At 70.4% G+C, this 18,352-nt stretch carries 22 protein-coding genes; 12 read left to right on the top strand and 10 right to left on the bottom strand.

Features of this window, described 5'->3' with window-relative positions; genetic code table 11:
• Positions 1-42 precede the first annotated feature (42 nt).
• A complete protein-coding gene (locus OG302_RS03645) occupies positions 43-924 on the bottom strand; it encodes an SDR family oxidoreductase (RefSeq protein ID WP_371525340.1) in 882 nt (293 codons plus the stop codon).
• Between the two features lie 305 nt (positions 925-1,229).
• On the opposite strand from OG302_RS03645, the gene OG302_RS03650 reads away from it, so the two are divergent.
• Together OG302_RS03650 and ligD are read left to right on the top strand one after the other, a co-directional pair.
• Positions 1,230-1,901, top strand: coding sequence for a DNA polymerase ligase N-terminal domain-containing protein (locus OG302_RS03650; protein ID WP_371525341.1), 672 nt, complete (start codon positions 1,230-1,232; stop codon positions 1,899-1,901).
• Positions 1,898-2,908: a non-homologous end-joining DNA ligase gene (ligD, locus tag OG302_RS03655; RefSeq protein WP_371525342.1), complete on the top strand. Its 1,011-nt coding sequence runs from the start codon at positions 1,898-1,900 to the stop codon at positions 2,906-2,908. The genes OG302_RS03650 and ligD overlap by 4 nt, the downstream gene beginning before the upstream one ends.
• 23 nt (positions 2,909-2,931) lie before the next feature.
• Here the strand turns inward: ligD and OG302_RS03660 are convergent, their stop codons facing one another.
• Positions 2,932-4,077 (bottom strand): RNA polymerase sigma factor, encoded by a 1,146-nt coding sequence (locus OG302_RS03660; RefSeq protein WP_371750010.1) that lies wholly within the window; start codon positions 4,075-4,077, stop codon positions 2,932-2,934.
• Positions 4,078-4,091: 14 nt separating this feature from the next.
• Positions 4,092-4,511 carry a YciI family protein gene (locus OG302_RS03665; RefSeq protein ID WP_371750011.1) on the bottom strand — a complete coding sequence of 140 codons (420 nt, stop codon included), beginning with the start codon at positions 4,509-4,511 and terminating at the stop codon, positions 4,092-4,094.
• Between the two features lie 155 nt (positions 4,512-4,666).
• Here OG302_RS03665 and OG302_RS03670 point away from each other — a divergent pair, with 155 nt between their 5' ends.
• The 5 genes from OG302_RS03670 to OG302_RS03690 all read left to right on the top strand — a co-directional run bounded on the left by OG302_RS03670 (position 4,667) and on the right by OG302_RS03690 (position 8,818).
• Positions 4,667-5,395, top strand: a complete 729-nt coding sequence (locus OG302_RS03670) for an alpha/beta hydrolase (protein WP_371525343.1) — start codon at positions 4,667-4,669, stop codon at positions 5,393-5,395.
• Between the two features lie 4 nt (positions 5,396-5,399).
• A complete protein-coding gene (locus OG302_RS03675; protein WP_371525344.1) occupies positions 5,400-5,846 on the top strand; it encodes a hypothetical protein in 447 nt (148 codons plus the stop codon).
• A gap of 110 nt (positions 5,847-5,956) precedes the next feature.
• Positions 5,957-6,781: an endonuclease/exonuclease/phosphatase family protein gene (locus tag OG302_RS03680; protein ID WP_371525345.1), complete on the top strand. Its 825-nt coding sequence runs from the start codon at positions 5,957-5,959 to the stop codon at positions 6,779-6,781.
• 199 nt (positions 6,782-6,980) lie between these two features.
• Positions 6,981-7,898 carry a VOC family protein gene (locus OG302_RS03685; protein WP_371525346.1) on the top strand — a complete coding sequence of 306 codons (918 nt, stop codon included), beginning with the start codon at positions 6,981-6,983 and terminating at the stop codon, positions 7,896-7,898.
• Positions 7,899-7,930: 32 nt separating this feature from the next.
• The gene (locus tag OG302_RS03690) at positions 7,931-8,818 is read left to right on the top strand and encodes a SigB/SigF/SigG family RNA polymerase sigma factor (protein ID WP_371525347.1); all 888 of its coding nucleotides are present in this window, start codon (positions 7,931-7,933) and stop codon (positions 8,816-8,818) included.
• A 119-nt stretch (positions 8,819-8,937) separates the two neighbouring features.
• Here the strand turns inward: OG302_RS03690 and OG302_RS03695 are convergent, their stop codons facing one another.
• The 3 genes from OG302_RS03695 to OG302_RS03705 are packed head-to-tail and all read right to left on the bottom strand — an operon-like array spanning position 8,938 to position 10,621.
• Positions 8,938-9,318 carry a hypothetical protein gene (locus OG302_RS03695; protein ID WP_371525348.1) on the bottom strand — a complete coding sequence of 127 codons (381 nt, stop codon included), beginning with the start codon at positions 9,316-9,318 and terminating at the stop codon, positions 8,938-8,940.
• Between the two features lie 14 nt (positions 9,319-9,332).
• Positions 9,333-9,881 (bottom strand): DUF3291 domain-containing protein, encoded by a 549-nt coding sequence (locus OG302_RS03700; protein ID WP_371525349.1) that lies wholly within the window; start codon positions 9,879-9,881, stop codon positions 9,333-9,335.
• Positions 9,882-9,913: 32 nt separating this feature from the next.
• Positions 9,914-10,621: a helix-turn-helix transcriptional regulator gene (locus OG302_RS03705; protein WP_371525350.1), complete on the bottom strand. Its 708-nt coding sequence runs from the start codon at positions 10,619-10,621 to the stop codon at positions 9,914-9,916.
• Between the two features lie 206 nt (positions 10,622-10,827).
• Here OG302_RS03705 and OG302_RS03710 point away from each other — a divergent pair, with 206 nt between their 5' ends.
• A complete protein-coding gene (locus OG302_RS03710; protein ID WP_371525351.1) occupies positions 10,828-12,000 on the top strand; it encodes a serine hydrolase domain-containing protein in 1,173 nt (390 codons plus the stop codon).
• 47 nt (positions 12,001-12,047) lie between these two features.
• Here the strand turns inward: OG302_RS03710 and OG302_RS03715 are convergent, their stop codons facing one another.
• Positions 12,048-12,236, bottom strand: coding sequence for a hypothetical protein (locus OG302_RS03715; protein ID WP_371525352.1), 189 nt, complete (start codon positions 12,234-12,236; stop codon positions 12,048-12,050).
• A 129-nt stretch (positions 12,237-12,365) separates the two neighbouring features.
• On the opposite strand from OG302_RS03715, the gene OG302_RS03720 reads away from it, so the two are divergent.
• Positions 12,366-12,803, top strand: coding sequence for a glutaredoxin domain-containing protein (locus tag OG302_RS03720; protein WP_371525353.1), 438 nt, complete (start codon positions 12,366-12,368; stop codon positions 12,801-12,803).
• Positions 12,804-13,292: 489 nt separating this feature from the next.
• Positions 13,293-13,496, top strand: a complete 204-nt coding sequence (locus OG302_RS03725; protein ID WP_371525354.1) for a hypothetical protein — start codon at positions 13,293-13,295, stop codon at positions 13,494-13,496.
• Positions 13,497-13,607: 111 nt separating this feature from the next.
• Here the strand turns inward: OG302_RS03725 and OG302_RS03730 are convergent, their stop codons facing one another.
• Positions 13,608-14,156, bottom strand: coding sequence for a DUF1062 domain-containing protein (locus tag OG302_RS03730; protein WP_371525355.1), 549 nt, complete (start codon positions 14,154-14,156; stop codon positions 13,608-13,610).
• 454 nt (positions 14,157-14,610) lie between these two features.
• Between OG302_RS03730 and OG302_RS03735 the strand changes: the two genes are divergently transcribed.
• On the top strand, positions 14,611-15,519 hold the full coding sequence (locus OG302_RS03735) for an ANTAR domain-containing protein (protein ID WP_371525356.1): 909 nt from the start codon (positions 14,611-14,613) through the stop codon (positions 15,517-15,519).
• A 25-nt stretch (positions 15,520-15,544) separates the two neighbouring features.
• Here OG302_RS03735 and OG302_RS03740 read toward each other — a convergent pair whose 3' ends face one another.
• Positions 15,545-16,432 carry an NAD(P)-dependent oxidoreductase gene (locus OG302_RS03740; protein WP_371525357.1) on the bottom strand — a complete coding sequence of 296 codons (888 nt, stop codon included), beginning with the start codon at positions 16,430-16,432 and terminating at the stop codon, positions 15,545-15,547.
• 48 nt (positions 16,433-16,480) lie between these two features.
• Between OG302_RS03740 and OG302_RS03745 the strand changes: the two genes are divergently transcribed.
• On the top strand, positions 16,481-16,876 hold the full coding sequence (locus tag OG302_RS03745; protein ID WP_371525358.1) for a MerR family transcriptional regulator: 396 nt from the start codon (positions 16,481-16,483) through the stop codon (positions 16,874-16,876).
• A gap of 35 nt (positions 16,877-16,911) precedes the next feature.
• Here the strand turns inward: OG302_RS03745 and OG302_RS03750 are convergent, their stop codons facing one another.
• Positions 16,912-18,336, bottom strand: coding sequence for a lipase family protein (locus tag OG302_RS03750; protein ID WP_371525360.1), 1,425 nt, complete (start codon positions 18,334-18,336; stop codon positions 16,912-16,914).
• Between the last annotated feature and the right edge of the window lie 16 nt (positions 18,337-18,352).

The following is an 18,352-nucleotide window of genomic DNA, read 5'->3' on the forward strand; positions in this document are numbered from 1 at the left end:
ACCGATGCTTCCGCCGCCTCGCCCCTTCCCGGCTCCCCCGGGTCACGGCAACGGCGTGCCGCCGGTGGCGTTCATGATCTCCGCGGTGATGAAGCTCGCGTGCTCGGAAGCCAGGAACACATAGGCGGGCGCCATCTCGGCGGGCTGGGCCGGCCGGCCCATCGGGGCCTGCTGGCCGAACTTCTTGGTGTCCGGCATCGTGGCCGGGATCAGCGGCGTCCAAACCGGCCCGGGAGCAACGGCGTTGACGCGGATGCCGTTCTCGACCAGCATCTGCGCCAGACCCTGGGTGAACGTGACGATGGCGCCCTTGGTCATGGCGTAGTCGAGCAGGTGCGGGCTCGGCTTGTAGGCCTGCACCGAGGTGGTGTTGATGATGGACCCGCCCGCCGGAATGTGCGGCACGGCCATCTTGCACAGCCAGAACATGCCGTACAGGTTCGTCCGTACGACGCGGTCGAACTGCTCCGTGGAGATGTCCGCGATGCCCTCGGGCTGGGACATCTGGTACGCCGCGTTGTTGACCAGTACGTCGATGCGACCGAACTCCGTCACGGCCCGCTCGACGAGGCGACGGCACTGCTCCTCTTCGCGGACGTCGCACGGCACGGCCAGGCCTCGGCGCCCCGCCTTCTCGACGAGGGCGGCCGTCTCCTGGGCGTCCTCGGCCTCCGTGGGCAGGTAGGTGAACAGGACGTCGGCCCCCTCGCGCGCGTAGGCCAGCGCGACGGCCCGGCCGATGCCGGAGTCACCGCCGGTCACGACGGCCGCCCGGTCCTGCAGCAGCCCGCTCCCCCGGTAGGACTCCTCGCCGTGGTCGGGGGGCGGGTCCATGGGTCCGGTCCAGCCCGGCGTCTCCTGGTCCTGCGCGGCGAACTCCGGCTGCGGGTGCTTCGTCGTCGGGTCCTGCGGGGCGTCACCCATCGCTGCTCTTCCTTCCTCGTATCCACTCCGTCCAGCTTGCGCCGCGTCTCTCGGCGGCGCGAACGCCTGACACCGCTCACGCCGTACGGCCCTAGCGGACGCAAGGCGTCGGAACTCCGGGTGTCCCGCGGGCCGCGGTCCCACACATGCGGGTCCGTGCGGGTTGCCGCTCCGGGCCGCTCGCCTGTCGGCGCCCGCGGCCAGGGAGCGCTCGCCGTGCGGGTGGGGTCGGGGGTGCATAACCTGGCCGGGGCCGCGCCGACCACTGCCGACCGCGGTCAGCGACCCGAGAGAAGGGGCCCGCCGTGAGCGAGAAGGACGGCCTGCGGACCTACCGCGGCAAGCGGCACTTCGACAGGACGAGCGAGCCGAGCGGCGAGCAGGCGGCTCGGGACGCCGCCGATCCGGCTCCGTCCGATGAGCCCACGTTCGTGGTGCAGATCCACGACGCCAGCACGATGCACTTCGACTTCCGCCTTGAGGTCGACGGCGTACTGAAGTCCTGGTCGGTCCCCAAGGGTCCCTCCACCGATCCGCACGACAAACGCCTGGCCATCCCCACCGAGGACCACCCGCTGGAGTACAGGGACTTCGAAGGCGTGATCCCCGAGGGCGAGTACGGCGGCGGGACCGTCATCGTCTGGGACCGCGGCACCTACCGTCCCACCAGCCACGACAAGCGCAACCGGCCGGTGCCGTTCGGCGAGGCCCTGGAGAAGGGCCACGTCACGTTCGACCTGCACGGCGAGAAACTGCGCGGACAGTACGCGCTCACCCGCTTCCACGGCCGCGAGGAGAAGAGCGGCGGATCCGCCGCGAAGCCCACCTGGCTGCTCGTGCGCACCGGGCACGGATCGGGCGGCGGCACCCCCGATCCACGGCGGGCACGGTCGGCACGCAGCGGCCGTACGCTGCGCCAGGTCGCCGAGGCGCCCGACGCACCCAGATGGGATCCGCACGGCGGTGGTGAGGGATGACCGGCCTGCTCGACACCCTGCCGCCCGGCCTCGACGGCCGCATCCGCGAGGCCGCACCGGGCGTCGGCCTGGCGGCTTCCCCGATGCTGGCGACGCTCACCGACCGGCGTGACTTCCCGGACGGCTGGATCTTCGAGCGGAAACTGGACGGCATTCGGGCGCTCGCGGTGCGCGAGAACGGCAAGGTGACCCTCCGTTCCCGCTCCGGGCGACGGCTCGACGCCACGTACCCGGAGATCGTCGACGCCCTCGCGGGACAGGACTGCGCGGACTTCACCGTCGACGGAGAGATCGTCGCCTACGCGCACGGCCGGACCGACTTCGCGCGACTCCAGCAGCGCATGGGGCTCACGCGGCCCGCCGACGTCGCGGCGACCAAGGTCGCGGTGACCTACTACATCTTCGATCTCCTGCGCCTGGACGGCATGGACGTGCGGCGGCTGCCGTTGCGCACCCGCAAGTCCCTGCTGCGGCGCGCCCTCGCGTTCACCGCACCCTTGCGGTTCAGCACCCATCGCAACGAAGGCGGGCCCGAACTCCTCGCCGACGCATGCCGGCGCGGCTGGGAGGGCCTCATCGCCAAACGCGCCGAGAGCACCTATCAGGCGCGCCGCTCCGGCGACTGGCTCAAGCTGAAGTGTGCCCGGGGGCAGGAGTTCGTGGTGGGCGGGTTCACCGAGCCCACGGGCAGCCGGGAAGGTATCGGCGCACTGCTCATCGGCTACTACGAGGGCGGGCGGCTGCGCTACGCGGGCAAGGTCGGCACCGGATTCGACCGGCGCACGCTGCTCGCCCTGCGGCAGGAACTCGACGAACTCCAGGTGGCTGACCCGCCGTTCGAGGATCCAGTCGCGGAGCGGACCGCACACTGGGCACGGCCACGGCTCGTCGCACAGGTCGCCTTCACGGAGTGGACACGCGACGGCATGCTCCGCCACCCCCGCTACCAGGGGCTGCGGGACGACAAGGATCCGGCGGATGTCGTCAGGGAGCATGAGGGGCCATGAACTCCGCAGCCGCCGAGCACCGGTTAGCAGGTCCGGCGGGCGTTGAGCCGTGCCGCCTGGCGTGTCAGGTGGTCGCGTTCGGGGATGTTGGGGGCCTTGTCGGCCGCCTCCGCGTACAGCCGTGCCGCCGTCGCCAGGTCGCCGTCGCGCTCGTGGAGGTACGCCGCCACCGCGGCGTGGCGGGGCAAGGAGTCATCGAGCTCCGCGAGCGCCGCCAGGCCTGCGCGCGGTCCGTCGGCCTCGCCGACGGCCACCGCGCGGTTGAGCCGGACGACCGGGCTGTCGGTCAGGCGCGCGAGCTCGTCGTACCACTCGACGATCTGCACCCAGTCGGTCTCCTTCGCGGTGGGCGCGTCGGCGTGCAGCGCCGCGATGGCGGCCTGGGCCTGGAATTCGCCGAGCCGGTCGCGGGCGAGGGCCGCGTGCAGGATCGCGATGCCCTCGGCGATCGCCTTGGTGTCCCACCGGCCGCGGTCCTGCTCGGCGAGCGGCACCAGGCTGCCGTCGGGCGCGGTCCTTGCGGTGCGCCGGGCGTGGTGGATCAGCATGAGGGCGAGCAGGCCCGCCACCTCGGGGTGGTCGATCGCGGCCGCGAGCTGCCGGGTGAGCCGGATGGCCTCGGCGGCGAGATCGACGTCGCCGGAGTAGCCCTCGTTGAAGACCAGATAGAGGACGCGCAGCACGGTGGCGACGTCCCCGGTCTTGTCGAAGCGCACGTCGGAGACGGTGCGCTTGGCCCGGCTGATGCGCTGCGCCATGGTCGCCTCGGGCACCAGGTAGGCCTGGGCGATCTGGCGGGTGGTGAGCCCGCCGACGGCGCGCAGGGTGAGCGCGACCGCGGAGGCAGGTGTCAGCGACGGGTGGGCGCACAGGAAGTAGAGCTGGAGCGTGTCGTCCGCGGCGGGTGCGGGTCCGGGCGCCGGTTCCTCGTCTACGCGCTCCTCGCGCCGGCGGCGGGCGGTGTCCGCGCGGGTCGCGTCGAGGAACTTGCGCCACGCCGCGGTGACCAGCCAGCCCTTGGGATCCCGGGGCGGGTCGGCCGGCCAGACGCGGAGCGCTTCGACCATGGCGTCCTGTACGGCGTCCTCGGCCGCCGCGAAGTCCGCTCCGCGGCGGACGAGGATGCCAAGGACGCTGGGGGTGAGGCTGCGGAGTTCGACCTCGTTCATCCGCTCGACCTCGTTCATCCGTGCGGGCACTCCGTGGCGGTGGACTTCGTGCCCATGAACGGGCGGACCTCGAGCCATTCGTGGATCGGCTTGCCGCCCGCCCCGGGCGCGGCCGACAGTTCCCCGGCCAGTTCGAGGGCGCGGTCGTGGCTGTCGACGTCGATCACCATCCAGCCGGCGATGAGGTCCTTGGTCTCGGCGAAGGGACCGTCGGTGACCGGCGGGCGTCCCTCTCCGTCGTAGCGGACCCATGTCCCCTCGGGGGCGAGCCCCTGGCTGTCGACGAACTCACCGGTCTCCACGAGCCGGTCCGCGAAGTCGCTCATGTACTGCACATGCGCCGAGATCTCCTCCGGCGTCCACTGGTCCATCGGCACGTCGTTGACCGAAGCCGGGGCGCCACGGTAGTGCTTGAGCAGCAGGTACTTGGCCATGGTGGTGTTCTCCTCGGGGCTGGTGCGACTCATTATGGTCGCGTCCGCCACGGGGGCGGAGTCGGCACGGGTCTCCCGCACCGCCGAGCGACTTCTTTCGACCGCGGATGCACCCCTGTACCCCTCGCCCCTCGTGAAGTTCTGGAGGAACCGACTTGACCATCACGACCCGGACCGTGCGATACGCCACCGGCGGCGACAGCAAACTGCTCGACATCTACGCCTCCGGGCAGCAGGACGACCGGTGTGTCCTGCTGTGGCACGGGATGGGGCCCGATGAGCGTGACGTGATGGCCTCGCTGGCCGAGGAGATCGCCAGGTTGGGTCCCACCGTCCTTGTCCCCGACTGGCGTTCGGACCGACCCGACGGCGGGCGGGAACATCTCACTGACGCCTTGCGGTACGGCCGCGAGTACGTACGCGAACTGAGCGACGGCGGCAGCCAGTTGGTCCTCGCGGGGTGGTCGGCGGGGGCAGGCGCCGCGATGGGTGTGGCCCTCCAGCCGGAGCACTTCGACGGCTGGCGGCCTGCCGCGATGGTGGGCATCGCGGGCGGCTACCGGCGCACGGCACCCACCACGGGCACCGTGCCTCTCCAAGCGGTTGGCCGGGCGGTGGCCTCCATCCCCATCCGGCTCGTGCACGGCACCGCGGACGAGGTCGTACCCGTCGATTCCTCGCGCGAACTGCACGAAGCCCTGCTGGCGCACGGTTGGGATTCCAGACTGTCCGAGCCGGTCACCGACCACGCCGGGGTGCTGGGCTGCGCGTACGACCCCGCTGCCGGGCGGTGTCTGCCGACGAAGGAGCCTTCCGTGTCGGACCTCGGGCGACGGACGGCTCATGTCATAGCGGGCGCGGTGCTGCCGTGCGGGCAGGCGTGAGGCGGTGGACGAGCACCACCAGCTGACCGCCGACGCCGACGCGCGTCGGCGCGAGGTGTGGGCCGACAGCCTCGGCGATGTCCTGGCTTCGGCCTGCTTGGAGGAGGCCGAAGCCGAGCGGGCCGTCGGTCGGCTGGTCCAGGCGGCGGTCTCCGACACGGAGTACGCGGTACGGGAGTCGGCCCTGCATGCCGTGTGTGAGGCCGGAGTTCACTACGCGCTCCCGTATGTCGTCCTCGAACCGCTGGCCTTCCACATCGACGCCTTTGAGCCCCTGCTCCTCGAGTACGTGCTGTTCAGCCTGTCGGCGACCCATGACAGGCGTGCGCTGCGGCCCGTCGAGCCGTTCCTGTCCCACCCTGATTCCGGCGTGCGCGGGGAGGCTGAGCGCGCCGTGGCCGAGCTTCGCGCATGCGGGGCCCGGTCGTCTCCACCCTGCGGTGCTGCCTGAGCGCACCGGCGATTACCGGTCATGCGGGCGGTGATCGCGGTTGACCGGAGTCCGGCATCGGCCAGGATGCTCGTGCGACCGATCCGCTACGAGAAGGCAGGGCGGCAGTGATGCGCGTGCTGACGTGGAACCTCTGGTGGCGCTTCGGCCCGTGGGAGGAACGCCGGAAGGCCATCCTCGCGGTGTTGGGTGAGGTCCGCCCCGATGTCATCGGCCTGCAGGAGGTGTGGGCCTGCGGCGGCGAGAACCTCGCGGAATGGCTGGCGGGCCAGCTCGACATGCACTGGACCTGGGCCGCGTCCCGTGCGCCCGAGCGGTGGCAGAAGCGGATCGGGGACTCGACCGTCGACATCGGCAACGCCGTCCTGAGCCGCTGGCCCATCACCGAGCACGCGATGATGGAGTTACCCGCCCGCGAGGCCGACTACGACGGCCGCCTGGCGCTCTACGCGCGCGTCGACGCCCCTGCCCGGCACGTCCCGTTCTTCACCACTCACCTCACGTCGGCCGTCGACGCCTCCGCGGTGCGCTGCCAACAGGTCAGGGCGCTCGCGGAGTTCGTGGCCGAGCACAGGGGTGGAACCGACTTCCCGCCCGTGGTCACCGGCGACTTCAACGCGTGGCCGGACTCCGACGAGATACGGCAGTTCGGTGGCTACAAGACAGCCCCCGCCGTCCCCGGTCAGGTCTTCCTCGACGCGTGGGAGTACGCCGACCCGGCACAGCCCGCAGCGACCTGGCTCGCCGCCAACCCGTACATCGCCGCCGGATACGAACCCAGTGTCCGCATCGACTACATCCACGTGGCCCCACCCGGCCCCGGAGGACTGGGCTCCGTCCGCTCCGTGCGACGTGTCGGCGACGAGCCGGTGGACGGCGTCTGGCCCTCCGACCATGCCGCTGTACTCGCGGACCTGAGGTCACCGCAGACATAGGAACAGTTGGGAACAGTCTGGTGCGCCGCCCCCTGCCGGGCTCAAGGGCCCGCGGCGGGGCTTTGGCACCGGGCAGGACAGGGCCTTGGTCCCCGGGATGGGTGAGGAAGGTCCCGGTATGGCGACTCCCGTCTGCGGAACGACTCGCGAGACCGCCGGAACCAGATGGGGAGAGGGCACTGTGCCAAGAGACATCGGTGTGAGCAGTGAGCGTGAACAGCAGCGGCGGGAGGGTCCGGCTCCGCGCGCGAGGGGCCGGGAGGCGCGACGCGCGTGGGCCGGCATCAGGCCCTTCCGGCGGGCCGGAGGGCTGCGTCTGGTCCCGCCGACCGGTGAGCGGGGGCCCGCCCTGCCCGGCAAGCGCCTGCCGCCGGGCACTGCGGTCAGGACGCGCGGCGCGCCCTGCTGGCTGAGCCTGGCCTCGGGCGATGCCTCGGCCGCCGGAGAGTTCTACGCCCGGGTTCTCGGCTGGTGCCACGTCCCGCTGCTCGGCCCGCGGGGCAAGCCGCGTTTCCTGGCGCTGCGGGCCGGGGCGCCGGTGGGAACCCTCAGCCAGGCCACGTGCGAGCTGGGCGTCTCCGCGGGATGGATTCCGTACTTCGGCGTCGATGACGTGGACGCCACGGTGGGCCGCCTGCGTGTGCGCGGCGCCACCGTCGCCGTAGGGCCGCTGACCACCGAGACCGGGCGGCTCGCCGTGGCGGCGGGCCCGCGGGAAGCGGTGTTCGGTCTGCGCCAGCAGGCCCCTGACCACCGCTGGCGGGCGGGTGAGGGTCCCGTCGCCCGGTTCGAGCTGCACACGCCGGACATCTTCGCCGCCGCCTGCTCCTACGGGGACGTACTGGGCTGGGCCGGCACATCGGGTGACACGTGCCAGGTCGAGTACACGCACGGGCAGATCGCGGTGCGCGAAGGGCTGCGCACGGTCGCCGCGCTCAGGGACGCCACCACGTCGGGGTGGCGCCCGTGCTTTCGCGTGGCCGACGCCGACGTGGCCGCCGCGGCGGCGTCCGGCTGGGGCGGGCGCGTCATCTCGCCGCCCGAAGGGCCTCGTTGTCGGCGCGAGGCCGTGCTTGCGGACCGTGAGGGCAACCCCTTCACGGTCGTCGCGAGCTGAGCAATCCAGGACAAGAGTGTGAGGAGCAGAGGATGTTTGTGCAGGCAGCGGATGTGGACGCCGCCGCTGAACCGACGGTGCGGGACCACGGCGAGAGCGTGGCGCTGCCGTGGATCGAGGAAGCCGACCAGGTCGCGCCGAAGGACGCCCGGGAGCTTTCGAAGCTCTTCTTCGAGCAGCTCCGGAATGCTGAGGAGGGTTCCCCCGCCTACCTGTACACACGCAACACGCTGATCGAGATGAACCTGTCCTTGGTGCACTACGTGGCCGGCCGCTACCGCAACCGCGGCAACGGTCAGCTGGAGGACATCGTCCAGGTCGGAACCGTGGGCCTGATCAAGGCGATCGACCGCTTCGACGTCGGCCGCGGCTACGAGTTCATATCCTTCGCCGTCCCCTACATCCTCGGGGAGATCAAGCGCCACTTCCGTGACACGAGCTGGGCCGTGCACGTACCGCGCAGACTGCAGGAACTGCGCCTGCAACTGGTCAAGTCCCAGGAACGGTTGTCCTCGAAGCTCGGTCGCGAACCGACGGTCCCGGAGCTCGCGGCCGACCTCACGGTGTCCGAGGAGCAGGTCCTGGAGGTGATCGTGGCAGCCAATGGGTACGCCGCCGGATCGCTGGACAGCCCGCGTATCGAGGGCGAGGAAACCGGGTCCCAGACCACCGGCCGCTCCCTGTCCGACGTCATCGGCGAGGAAGACCCCGCCATCGAGGTGTTCGAGTACCTGCACGCGCTGGCCCCGCTCCTGGCCGGTCTCGGCGAACGCGAACGCCGCATCATCGAGATGCGCTTCGGCCAGGAGATGACCCAGGCCCAGATCGGCGCCGCTCTGGGGCTTTCCCAGATGCACGTCTCGCGGCTCCTGTCGGCCACCCTCGCCTCACTCCGCACCGGCCTGCTCACCCTCGACTAGCGGGGCAGGCGGAGGGCGGCTCCTCCCCCGTTCGACCGGTGTGGGTCCGGACAGCGTGCTGTCCGGACCCACACCGGTCGTCGAACCGTCGGCGCCCCATGGCGACCACCGCTTTCGGCCTACGAGGCGTTTCGGCTGATCAGCTCTTTGAGCTGGGCGATCTCGGCCGCGTGTTCGCTCAGCCGCTGTGAGGTCTTGCCGCTGGTGTGGAGCACCGCTCCGGCGACGGTCACCGGCACCGAAAGACCGAGAACGCCGAGGATCTCGGGCCAGTCCCGCTGGGCGGCGCACGCATCGCGGAAGCTCGAACTCGCATGGGCCGTGGGGCCGTCCGTGAAGAGGCGTGACTCGCACATGCCGCCCGCGTCGTAGGGCAGGACCAGGAGCAGGGCGAACCACGCCCACAAGGCGATACCTGCGCCCAGCAGCAGGAATCCCCACGCCTCCGCGTTCTTGGCGCGTCTTTGGAGCCGTATGCCGGAAGGGGTGGTCGGGTTCATGACAGACGAACCTATCAAGGCCGCGCCGAGTCGACCGGAGTCGCCTCGACCGCGCCCTCCTCGGCCGGAACAGTCTGGAACGGAACAGTCTGGAACGGAGCCGCCTCGGCCGCCGTGTAGGAGGAGGTGAAGGTGAACGCGCGCGGGGACGGCCCGTGCGCCTGCAGGTCCGCCAGCCGCACCAGTGCCTCGCCGACTGTCGGCAGGTGACCGGCGGGGACCCACCAGAGGACCAGGTGCGCCTGGACGTGCCGCTCGAACCATTCACGGCGCTGGCGCATCACTTCGAGGTGCCCGCTGCGGTAGGTGAAGTCCCACAGTGCCTCCTGGGTCTCCCACACCGACAGGTTGACGATGACATCTTCGCCCGCCGGGCGCAGGCCGGTGGCATCGGCCGCCCCGTCCTCCACGAGCCGCCACACGAAACCGGGAGTGTCGTCAGCCGCGGCGTTGACCGGATCGAGCATCTCGACGAACGGCGCGATGCGCGGGTCGTCCAGGGGATGGAGGAGCGTGGCGATGTTGAGCTCGGCGAGGTGGGCGGCATGCGTGGCTGCGGTCATGGCGCCATCCCAGCACGGCCCGCTTTTCTATGTCAATGAGAATTGTTTTTAGAAGAGTCGAGCACGTTCGAGGGGTTGGGTACATTCGAAGCGTCGAGCGCCACGCAGCACTCCCCCGGCCGAGCGTCCATACGAGCACGGACGGGGCCCTGCGCCCCGAGCAACCCCTCCAACAGCGCCAGATTCATTCCGCAGACGAGCGGAGGGAAGCGCTCGGACACGGCGTGAAACGGGCAGTTGCGCATACGGACGACCTGCCCCGTCTCCTCGGTCTCCTCTTCCAGGTGCGGTTCGTAGCCGCGCGCGGCCAGCAGTTCCATGGCTTCTCCGAGGTCCCCGCACGGCGCCGCCGAGCCGCGCAGAGCCTCGCCCCGGCGGCGGGCCGCCGCGCAGAGACCGGCGTCGAGACCTGCCTCCTCGGCAGCCTCGGCGAGCAACTCGGCGGCGGTGCGGTAGTCGCGGGCGGGCAGTGACACCGACCGCTCGACCCGCGCCCGCGTGTAGACCTTGGCGGGGCGGCCCGCCCCCGGTCCCGAGCGGCCCGTCAGGCGGCGGCTGCCACTCTCCAGCAGCCCGGCGTCCGTCAGCTTGTCCAGATGGTGCGCGGCGAGCGTGCGCGCCACCCCGGCCGCCTCGGCGGCCTCATTACGGCCGACTTCACGGCCTTGCGCCGCCACGTACTCGTACAGGCGGCGCCGCACGGGATCCTGCAGCACCGCGATCGCTTCGATGTCCTCCACCCGGCCATTCTAGGAACAACGCGGGTTGGAGATAGAAAGACCCGCACCGAAGACGATTCAGCAGACCCGTCTCAACCGTTGCGCCACTGTCGCGGTCTTGGTACGCAGGCGGCCCTCCCGCAGCGCGGTCGGTGATCTCCACAGTCGCCCCGGGGCAGGGTGCCGCGCGAGTACGACCCGGTTCGAGCGACTGCGAGGAGTACGCAATGGCGTTACGGAAGAACACGAGGACCGGCGTGGTGGGTGTCGCGGCGGCCGCGATGGCGGCCGGTGCGTTCATGGTGCCCGCCAGGGCAGCGTCGGACACACCACCCGCGGGGGACGGCCACCGGGCCACACAGCGCTCGATGGACGCGATCGTGAAGGCGGGCACCCCCGGCATCACGGCCCAGGCGCGTGACGCCGACGGAGTCTGGGAAGCGACGTCGGGCGTCGGCGATCTGCGGTCGGGTGCGCCACGCGGCAAGGACGACAAGTTCCGCGCCGGCAGCATCACCAAGACTTTCGTCGCCACCGTCCTGCTCCAGATGGAGGCGGAGGGGAAACTCAGCCTCGACGACACCGTGGAGCGCCACCTGCCCGGCCTGGTGCGGGGCAACGGCAACAACGGCCGCAGGATCACTGTCCGGCAACTGCTCAACCACACCAGCGGCCTGTTCGACTACCTGGACGACGAGAAGTACATCGAGACGTACACGGGCGAGGGCTATCTCAAGCACCGCTACGACACCGTGCCGCCCGAGAACCAGGTGAAGGCGGCCCTCTCCCACCGGCCCCCGTCCAAGCCCGGTGCCAAGCACGCCTACTCCAACACCAACTACATCCTGGCGGGGCTGATCGTCGAAAAGGTCGGCACGAGGCGGTCGTACGAGGACGAGGTCCGCGCGCGCATCATCGAGCCCCTGGGGCTGAAGAACACCTCCAACCCGCGCAACAGCGTCCACCTTCCCCGGCCCAGCAGTCGGGGCTACTCCAAGCTCTTCAAGTCGGCACCCGACCGGATCGACGACATCACCGAGATGAACGGGTCGCAGGGCTGGGCCGACGGCGACATCATCTCCACCACGGGCGACCTGAACCGGTTCTACAAGGCTCTGCTGACCGGCAAGCTCCTGCCGCCGACGCAGCTGAAGGCGATGAAGACCACCGTCGACTCCCCCGGTGCCCCGTACGCGGCCTACGGGCTCGGCCTCGCCCGGCTCGAGACGAGCTGCGGCACCACGCTCTGGGGCCACGCCGGAGGCATCGTCGGGTGGCTCTCCATGGCCGTGACCACCCCGGACGGCCATCATCAACTCGCCTACAACTTCAACGGGGACTGGGACGCGGCGTCCTGGCTCAAGCTCACCGAAGCCGAGTACTGCGACACATCCCCGTGACCGAGCGGTCGACCGCCCGGTGGGGGCGCGTCAGTTGACGGAGACCGTCAACCGACACCCTCCCCGGCCGTGCGACCAGCGATGCACCAGCCGGACTGCCCGACCCCGAACAGGCCGCGGCCGAGATCACCGTCGTGCTCGAAGGCGCCCAGGTCAGCACGCAGAACGGAAGCATCGACCGGGCCGGGGACCGACTGATGACAATCGTCGAAGGGGTCGTTGATCAGCGTCGGCATCGGTGACAGCGGCGACCATGTCGGCGTGGAAGGCGAGTGGGTCTGCGGCAGCGGGAGGCGAACGAGTGAACGCGCAGCTGACCTGCCTGGCTCGGGCGGCATGTCCGCTCATCGGTAGCCTGCGTCTTCATGATGCGCGCTTGGGTTCTGCCGATGCTGCTGGTGCTGTGTGGTTCAGTCGTCTCGATCGGCTTGATCCTCGGCGGGAGTCCTGGCACGGCCGCCGTGCTTCTGCTGGTGTTCGCGCTGCTCGCGGGCGTGAACTCGCCGCTGTTCTTTCCTAGGCCGGTCAGTGCGCTGGAGGCGCAGCGCCGCAGCGCTGTCGACGGTCGGCCGATCGTCTTCTGGCGGTCGGGCTGCCAGTACTGCGTACGACTGCGTTTCCGCCTCGGGCGCAGCGCCCGCCAGTTGCACTGGGTCGACATCTGGCGCGACCCGGACGGAGCGGCAACGGTGAGGGCGGCGAACGAGGGCAACGAGACCGTGCCGACCCTCGTCGTGGCGGGCCAACCGCACGTCAACCCCGATCCCGCATGGGTGCGTGAGCAGATCCGCCCTTCCCGGTGACCGAGAACGGGAGCAGCAGCGGACGGGAGCAGCAGCGGAAAGGCAGCGGAAACAGTGTTCTATCCGGGCGACCGCATGGGGACGGGTCACGTTCGTAGTGGGACGCTGTGAGTGTCCGGCGCGGCGCCGCCGCCCGAGCGTGGCAGCGTCCGGGGGCGCGAGGGACCGGGGCTCCTCCACGAACGGCTCTTGCGCTTGGTGCCCCCGGCGGCGGGAGGTTGCGGGAGTTGCCTCGCCGCCGCGCCTGGCGGGCGGAGGCTGGGGCCGTATTGTCGGTGATGCGGCTCCAGTCGGCCTGAGTGCCGCCGCCACCGGCCCGGGAGCCGAGCGCTTGCGTCCGGTATCGGACCCGAGTCGTCCGCTCATCCGTTCGGGCGTTGTTTCCTTGCGCCACTCCAGGGCACCGCATCAGGTGGGACCCATCGGACGTGCACACGACGGAAAGCACGGTGCCCGCCCTCGGCGGACGCCACGCGAGCAAGGAGACACATGAGCCGGCACACCCCCGAGCACCAGCCCTCGCACGACGAGGAGCACCCTCAGACCGCCGCCGACGAGATTCTGCACGAGGTGGAGGACGCCGAGGCGCGTGTGGGGGACGACGGCAGGCGGCGCAAGCATGAGGGTGAGGCGGCAGACGCGCTGACCCCTAACGAAGGCGCGCAGGAAGACGTCCAGAAGCGCGACGCCTGACCCCGGCCCTCAGTCCCCCACCGCCTCTTGGGGCCTGCCCGGCGGATCTTGACGGATCCCGCCGGACAGGTCCCTGGCCATGGCCAGGGACCTGTGGCCCCGAGGAAGGGGTCAGCGCTTGAGGGTGAAGGTGAAGTCGCCGGACAGCTTGCCGGTCAGCCGGACCGCCGAGACGAGCTTCCCCTCCGTGATCAGCCTTTCGACCTCGGCCCGTGAGAGACCACACCCCTCGGCGATCAGCCGCACCGGCCGGACAGGGATCCGTGCCGCGAAGCGGACCAAGATGTCGATCACTTCGCGGTCCAGGTGATCCGATCCGCCGGTGTCGAGGCGCCAGGCGTCGTCCCAGTCCAGGGCGATGCGATTACGGCGCCGCACGACCGGGTCCTGGAGCAGCTCGGCTGCCAGGCCAGGGTCGTTGTCGTGCATCCGGTCCAGGAGCTCAGAACGTATCGAGCGCACATTCCTCCGCTCCAGGACCGTGAGCTTGATGGTCTCTCCGCAAGCGGTACAGAGCGCGAGGAGCCAGGCATCGAGGAGCTTGTGGTGTGCGTTGACGCGAAATTTTCCGTTCGCCCGGAAACGCTCCGACGCGCAAGCGTGGCAACGGCGGAGAACGGTCGGCAGGCAGGTGGGCATGACCACCCAGCTATTGAGCACAGAAGTACACCGGTTCCAGTGAGAAGTCCGCAGCAAGAAGCGGCACGTCGCGCATGCGCGACGGCGACGAATCAGCGCTCGGGAAGACTCACAGGGTGTACAACGGCACGTCCTTGCCTCGGCGAATCGGTCCGGCAGCACGGTAATGGCTCACGGCGGCGCTCCACCACAAGATTTCGAGCGCCTCACAGCCAAGCCCGCCCCTGCGGATCAAGGCCGGATCCGGAGCCGATCGGGCAGGCACGCCCCCTCCGCAATCCGGCACATCGCCACCAATCACCCCTGCGTGCGCCCATGTTTCAGGGCGGCCGTCACACCGTCCACACCTCGGGTTAAGGTCTGCCTGGTGTGTGAGCAGCGGACCCCTCCAGCGAACGGAGCTGGCGTGGGCGGCGTCAGGGACGTCGCGGCCGCTGCTCGCTGATCGACGAGAAGGATGGGGCAGCGTGCCGCCATGGGAGAGAACGTGACGAACATTCCGTCTGCGCCCCAGCCCGAGGACCGGCCCATGGGCCGGGGCTCCCAGGGCGACTCCCCTTCCCTCAGGAACGAGACGGAAGAGCTGCGCGCCACCGCCGAGCACCTGCGCGGGCAGGTGTCCGAGCTGGAGGTCCAGGCACGTGCACGCCCCAGGATCGCCATGGCCGAGGGTGTCCTGGTCGAACGCTATCGCCTGGCGAACGCGGAGGCGGCGTTCGACCTGCTGCGCCAGGCCTCCCAGCGGGCCAACATCAAGCTGCACCAGCTGGCCGCCGCGGTGGCCAGGACACCGGGACCGCGACCGGGCGCCAAGGCATGGTTCAGCGGACGCGAACAGCATCCGGTACCCGACCTGAGTTCACTCGAGGCAGGCACCCTCAACCCCGCCAACCAGGGCGAGGTCCTCGGCGCCGCCCTGCAGCGCGTCCTGACCGTCACCGGTACGGACATGGGGAACGTGCAGCTGCTGGAGGACGGCGTCCTGCGGATGGCGAAGCACACGGGCCTGTCCCGGCAGTTCACCGACTTCTTCGCGTTCGTCGACGGAAACACCGCGTGCTCGCGAGCCGCCGCGGCCAGCAACCAGGTCACCGTCAAGGACGTGGCCTCGTCAGCCGGTTTCGACGACGAGACCCGCCAAGTGATCCTCATGGCCGGCAGCCGCGCCTGCCACAGCATCCCGCTCGTCGACGACCAGGACGTCGTCCGCGGTGTCATCTCCTCCCATCACGCGCGCCCCCTGGTCGGCTTCACCCAGGCACAGCTCCAGACCCTGGACACCACGAGCCGCACGCTCGGCACCTGGATCAAGTGGCACCAGCACACCGTCCTCGTCGACGCCCTGGAAGACCTGCATCAACTGGCCCTCGCCACCCGCCAGTAGCCCCCCAGGCCACTCGGGCAGGCAGTCAGTCGATACCGGGCTTGCCGAACTCCTCGATCAGTACGGGATACTGCTCCCCTCCGTGTCCAGCGGCGATCGAGCGGTCGGCCATGGCCTTGATCAGCCGCGGCAGTTCGGCGTTGACGCCCAGCGCCTCGCTCTCCTCGACCAAGTGCGCCATCGCCCGCGCGTCGGTCTCCATGGCCGAGACCTCGGCCGGGAAGGACCCCTGGTCGATCTGCTCGGCGTATCCGGGCAGCCATGCGGCCACCCCGGCGGCGATCTGCTGCGCGAACGGCGCGTACGTCGCGGCGTCGACACCGGCCGTCCTGAGCATGGCGGTGCCCTGGAGCCAGGCGTTCAGGACGCTCCACATCATGGCCAGGCCCGCCACGTCGTACAGGGACGCGAGACCGTGATCCGCACCGAGGTAGGTGACCGTGCCGAGAGCGTCGAGCGTCGGCTTGTGCGCCTCGAAGTCCGACTGCGGCCCGCTGTGCAGGATCACCGCATCGACGGTCCCGATCCCCGACGGGATGGCCATGATGGCGCCGTCCAGGTAACGGGCACCGTACTGCTCGGCCCAGCGGGCGGTTTCCCTGGCCTGAGTCGAGTCGCCCGAGGTCAGGTTGACCAACGTCGTTCCATCGAGGGCGGTTTCGTCCGCACCGCCCAGCACCTCCTGCAGGGCCTGGTAGTCGGTGAGGCAGACGACCGTCAGGGCGCCCGCCTTGAGTGCATCGCCGACGGTGGGCGCCAACTGCGCTCCCTGGGCCAGCAGTTGGTCGGCCTTGGAGGTCGTACGGTTCCATATGGTCGTCGGGTGTCCGGCCTTCAGGAACGCGCCGGCGAGTGCCTGGCCCATCAGCCCGAGTCCGATGACGGCAACAGGTGTAGCGGTTTTGTTGTTCATGGCAACATCGTCAACGTTGATACCGGTATGAAGGTCAAGCGAGGTGCGATGCGAATCGGGGAACTGAGTCGTCGTACGGGCGTCAATGCCCACCAGTTGCGCTATTACGAGGCCCAGGGACTGCTTGAGGCGGACCGCAGGGCGAACGGCTACCGCGACTACGACGAGAGCGCCGTGCTGCGGGTGACGCAGATCCGGCACCTGCTCGGCGCCGGGCTGTCGTCCGAGGACATCGCGTACGTGCTGCCCTGTGCGGTCGGGGAAGCCCCGGAGCTGCCCGGGTGCTCCGAGCTGCTGACGGCGATGCGGTCGCGACGGCAGCGGCTGGAGGATCAGATGCGGCGGCTCGCTCAGTCCCGCGACGCCCTCACCGTCTACATCGATGCGGCCGAGCGATCGGGCAGCGGGAGCTATCCCCCCTTCGACGAATCCGTCCCCGCCTGAGCCCTGTCGCGGCCGGGGCGGGGACGGCGGTCCGGTCAGGGCTGGAGCGGCATCTTCCAGCAGGTGGAGGTGGCCGGCTTGCCGGAGAGCCGGTCGGTCAGCCAGGAGACGGCATCGCCCTGGTCGGTGATGAGGGGCACGAGGTGGTTGGTGAGGATCTTGTCGCCGAGGTTCGGCAGGACCAAGGGCTCGTAGGTGACGTTGCCGCCCTTGCGGCACCAGTCCACGGCCAGTTGCCGGGCTTGCGCGTGCGGAACGATGTCATCCTGCACGCCGGTCGCCAGCCGCACCGGACCGGTGGGCTTGAGCGTACCGATGCGCTGCTTGTCCAGGGCGGCTTTCGCCCGGGGGTCGGCGGAGATGATGTCACCGACGGACTTGCCGTCGGTGGTCCACTTGTTGCTCTTGGTGAAGCCGTAGCCGAACAGCGCGTCACCGACGCACATCGTCGAGGCGTCCTTCAGGGCCGCCTTTCCGGCGGTGCTGATGTGCGCGTCGACGACCGCACGCAGGTCGGGGTCCGCCTGCGCGAAGCCGGTGATCGACCAGGCGAGCGCACCGGCCAGGGCGCTGCCGTCGATCCCCTTCATGACCGAGGTGAGGTCCGCCGGCGGTGCGCCGGAGTAGGTCCCGGCGAGGTTGATGTCGGGGGCGTACGAGGACTGGAGCTCGGCTGCCGCCGCGCTGGCGCCACCGCCTTGGCTGTAGCCGTACAGGCCGGTGCGGGACTCCGCGGTGACGGATGCCCCCGGTACGGCTCGGGCGGCGCGGGCCGCGTCCAGCAGGGCGTGCCCCTGGTCGAGGCGGTTGACGTAGGTGTGCACGCGGTCGGTGGCACCGAGGCCGACGTAATCGGTGAGGACCACGGCCGCCCCGGTGGCCAGTATCCGGTAGATGGCCAGGGCTTCGTAGCCCACGGACACCGTTTCGCCGTTGAGGGTCAGCGGGTGCTGGAGCGCGAACGAGGGGGCGCACTGGTCGCCCTGCCCCATGGTGCCGGAGGCCACGGCCACCAGCGGGCGCGGCCCGGGTTTCGTCCAGGCGGCCGAGGGCTCTATGTAGGCACCGGTCACCGCGACGGGCTGCCCGGCGGAGTCGGTGGACTTGTACATGAGGCGGCTCGCGGTGCCCGGCATGGGGCGCCCGTCCAGGCCGGGGATGCTCAGCCCGAGCGGCAGGGGCTCGGTTCGTATCAACGCGCCGTTGGCGGCCGGTAGTTCGGCGGGCGGGTTGTAGAAGGTGGGGATGGTGACGCCCCGGGAGACGACGGGCTGCTCGTCGGCCGCGGTGGCCGGCGCTCCCGAGAGACCCACGCAGACGGTGCCGGCGGCGATGCCCGCCACCAGGCGCAGCCGGACGCCGGTGCCACGCCGGGGGGTCAACTCCCCCAACTCCATCCGGGCTTTGGCAGTGGAGCGGGTGGTGGGGGCAGAACGCGAAGGCTGTCTCTTGCGGCTCATGGTGTGCTCCTGGCTC

It is taken from the genome of Streptomyces sp. NBC_01283 (assembly GCF_041435335.1).
Classification (GTDB): Bacteria; Actinomycetota; Actinomycetes; order Streptomycetales; family Streptomycetaceae; genus Streptomyces.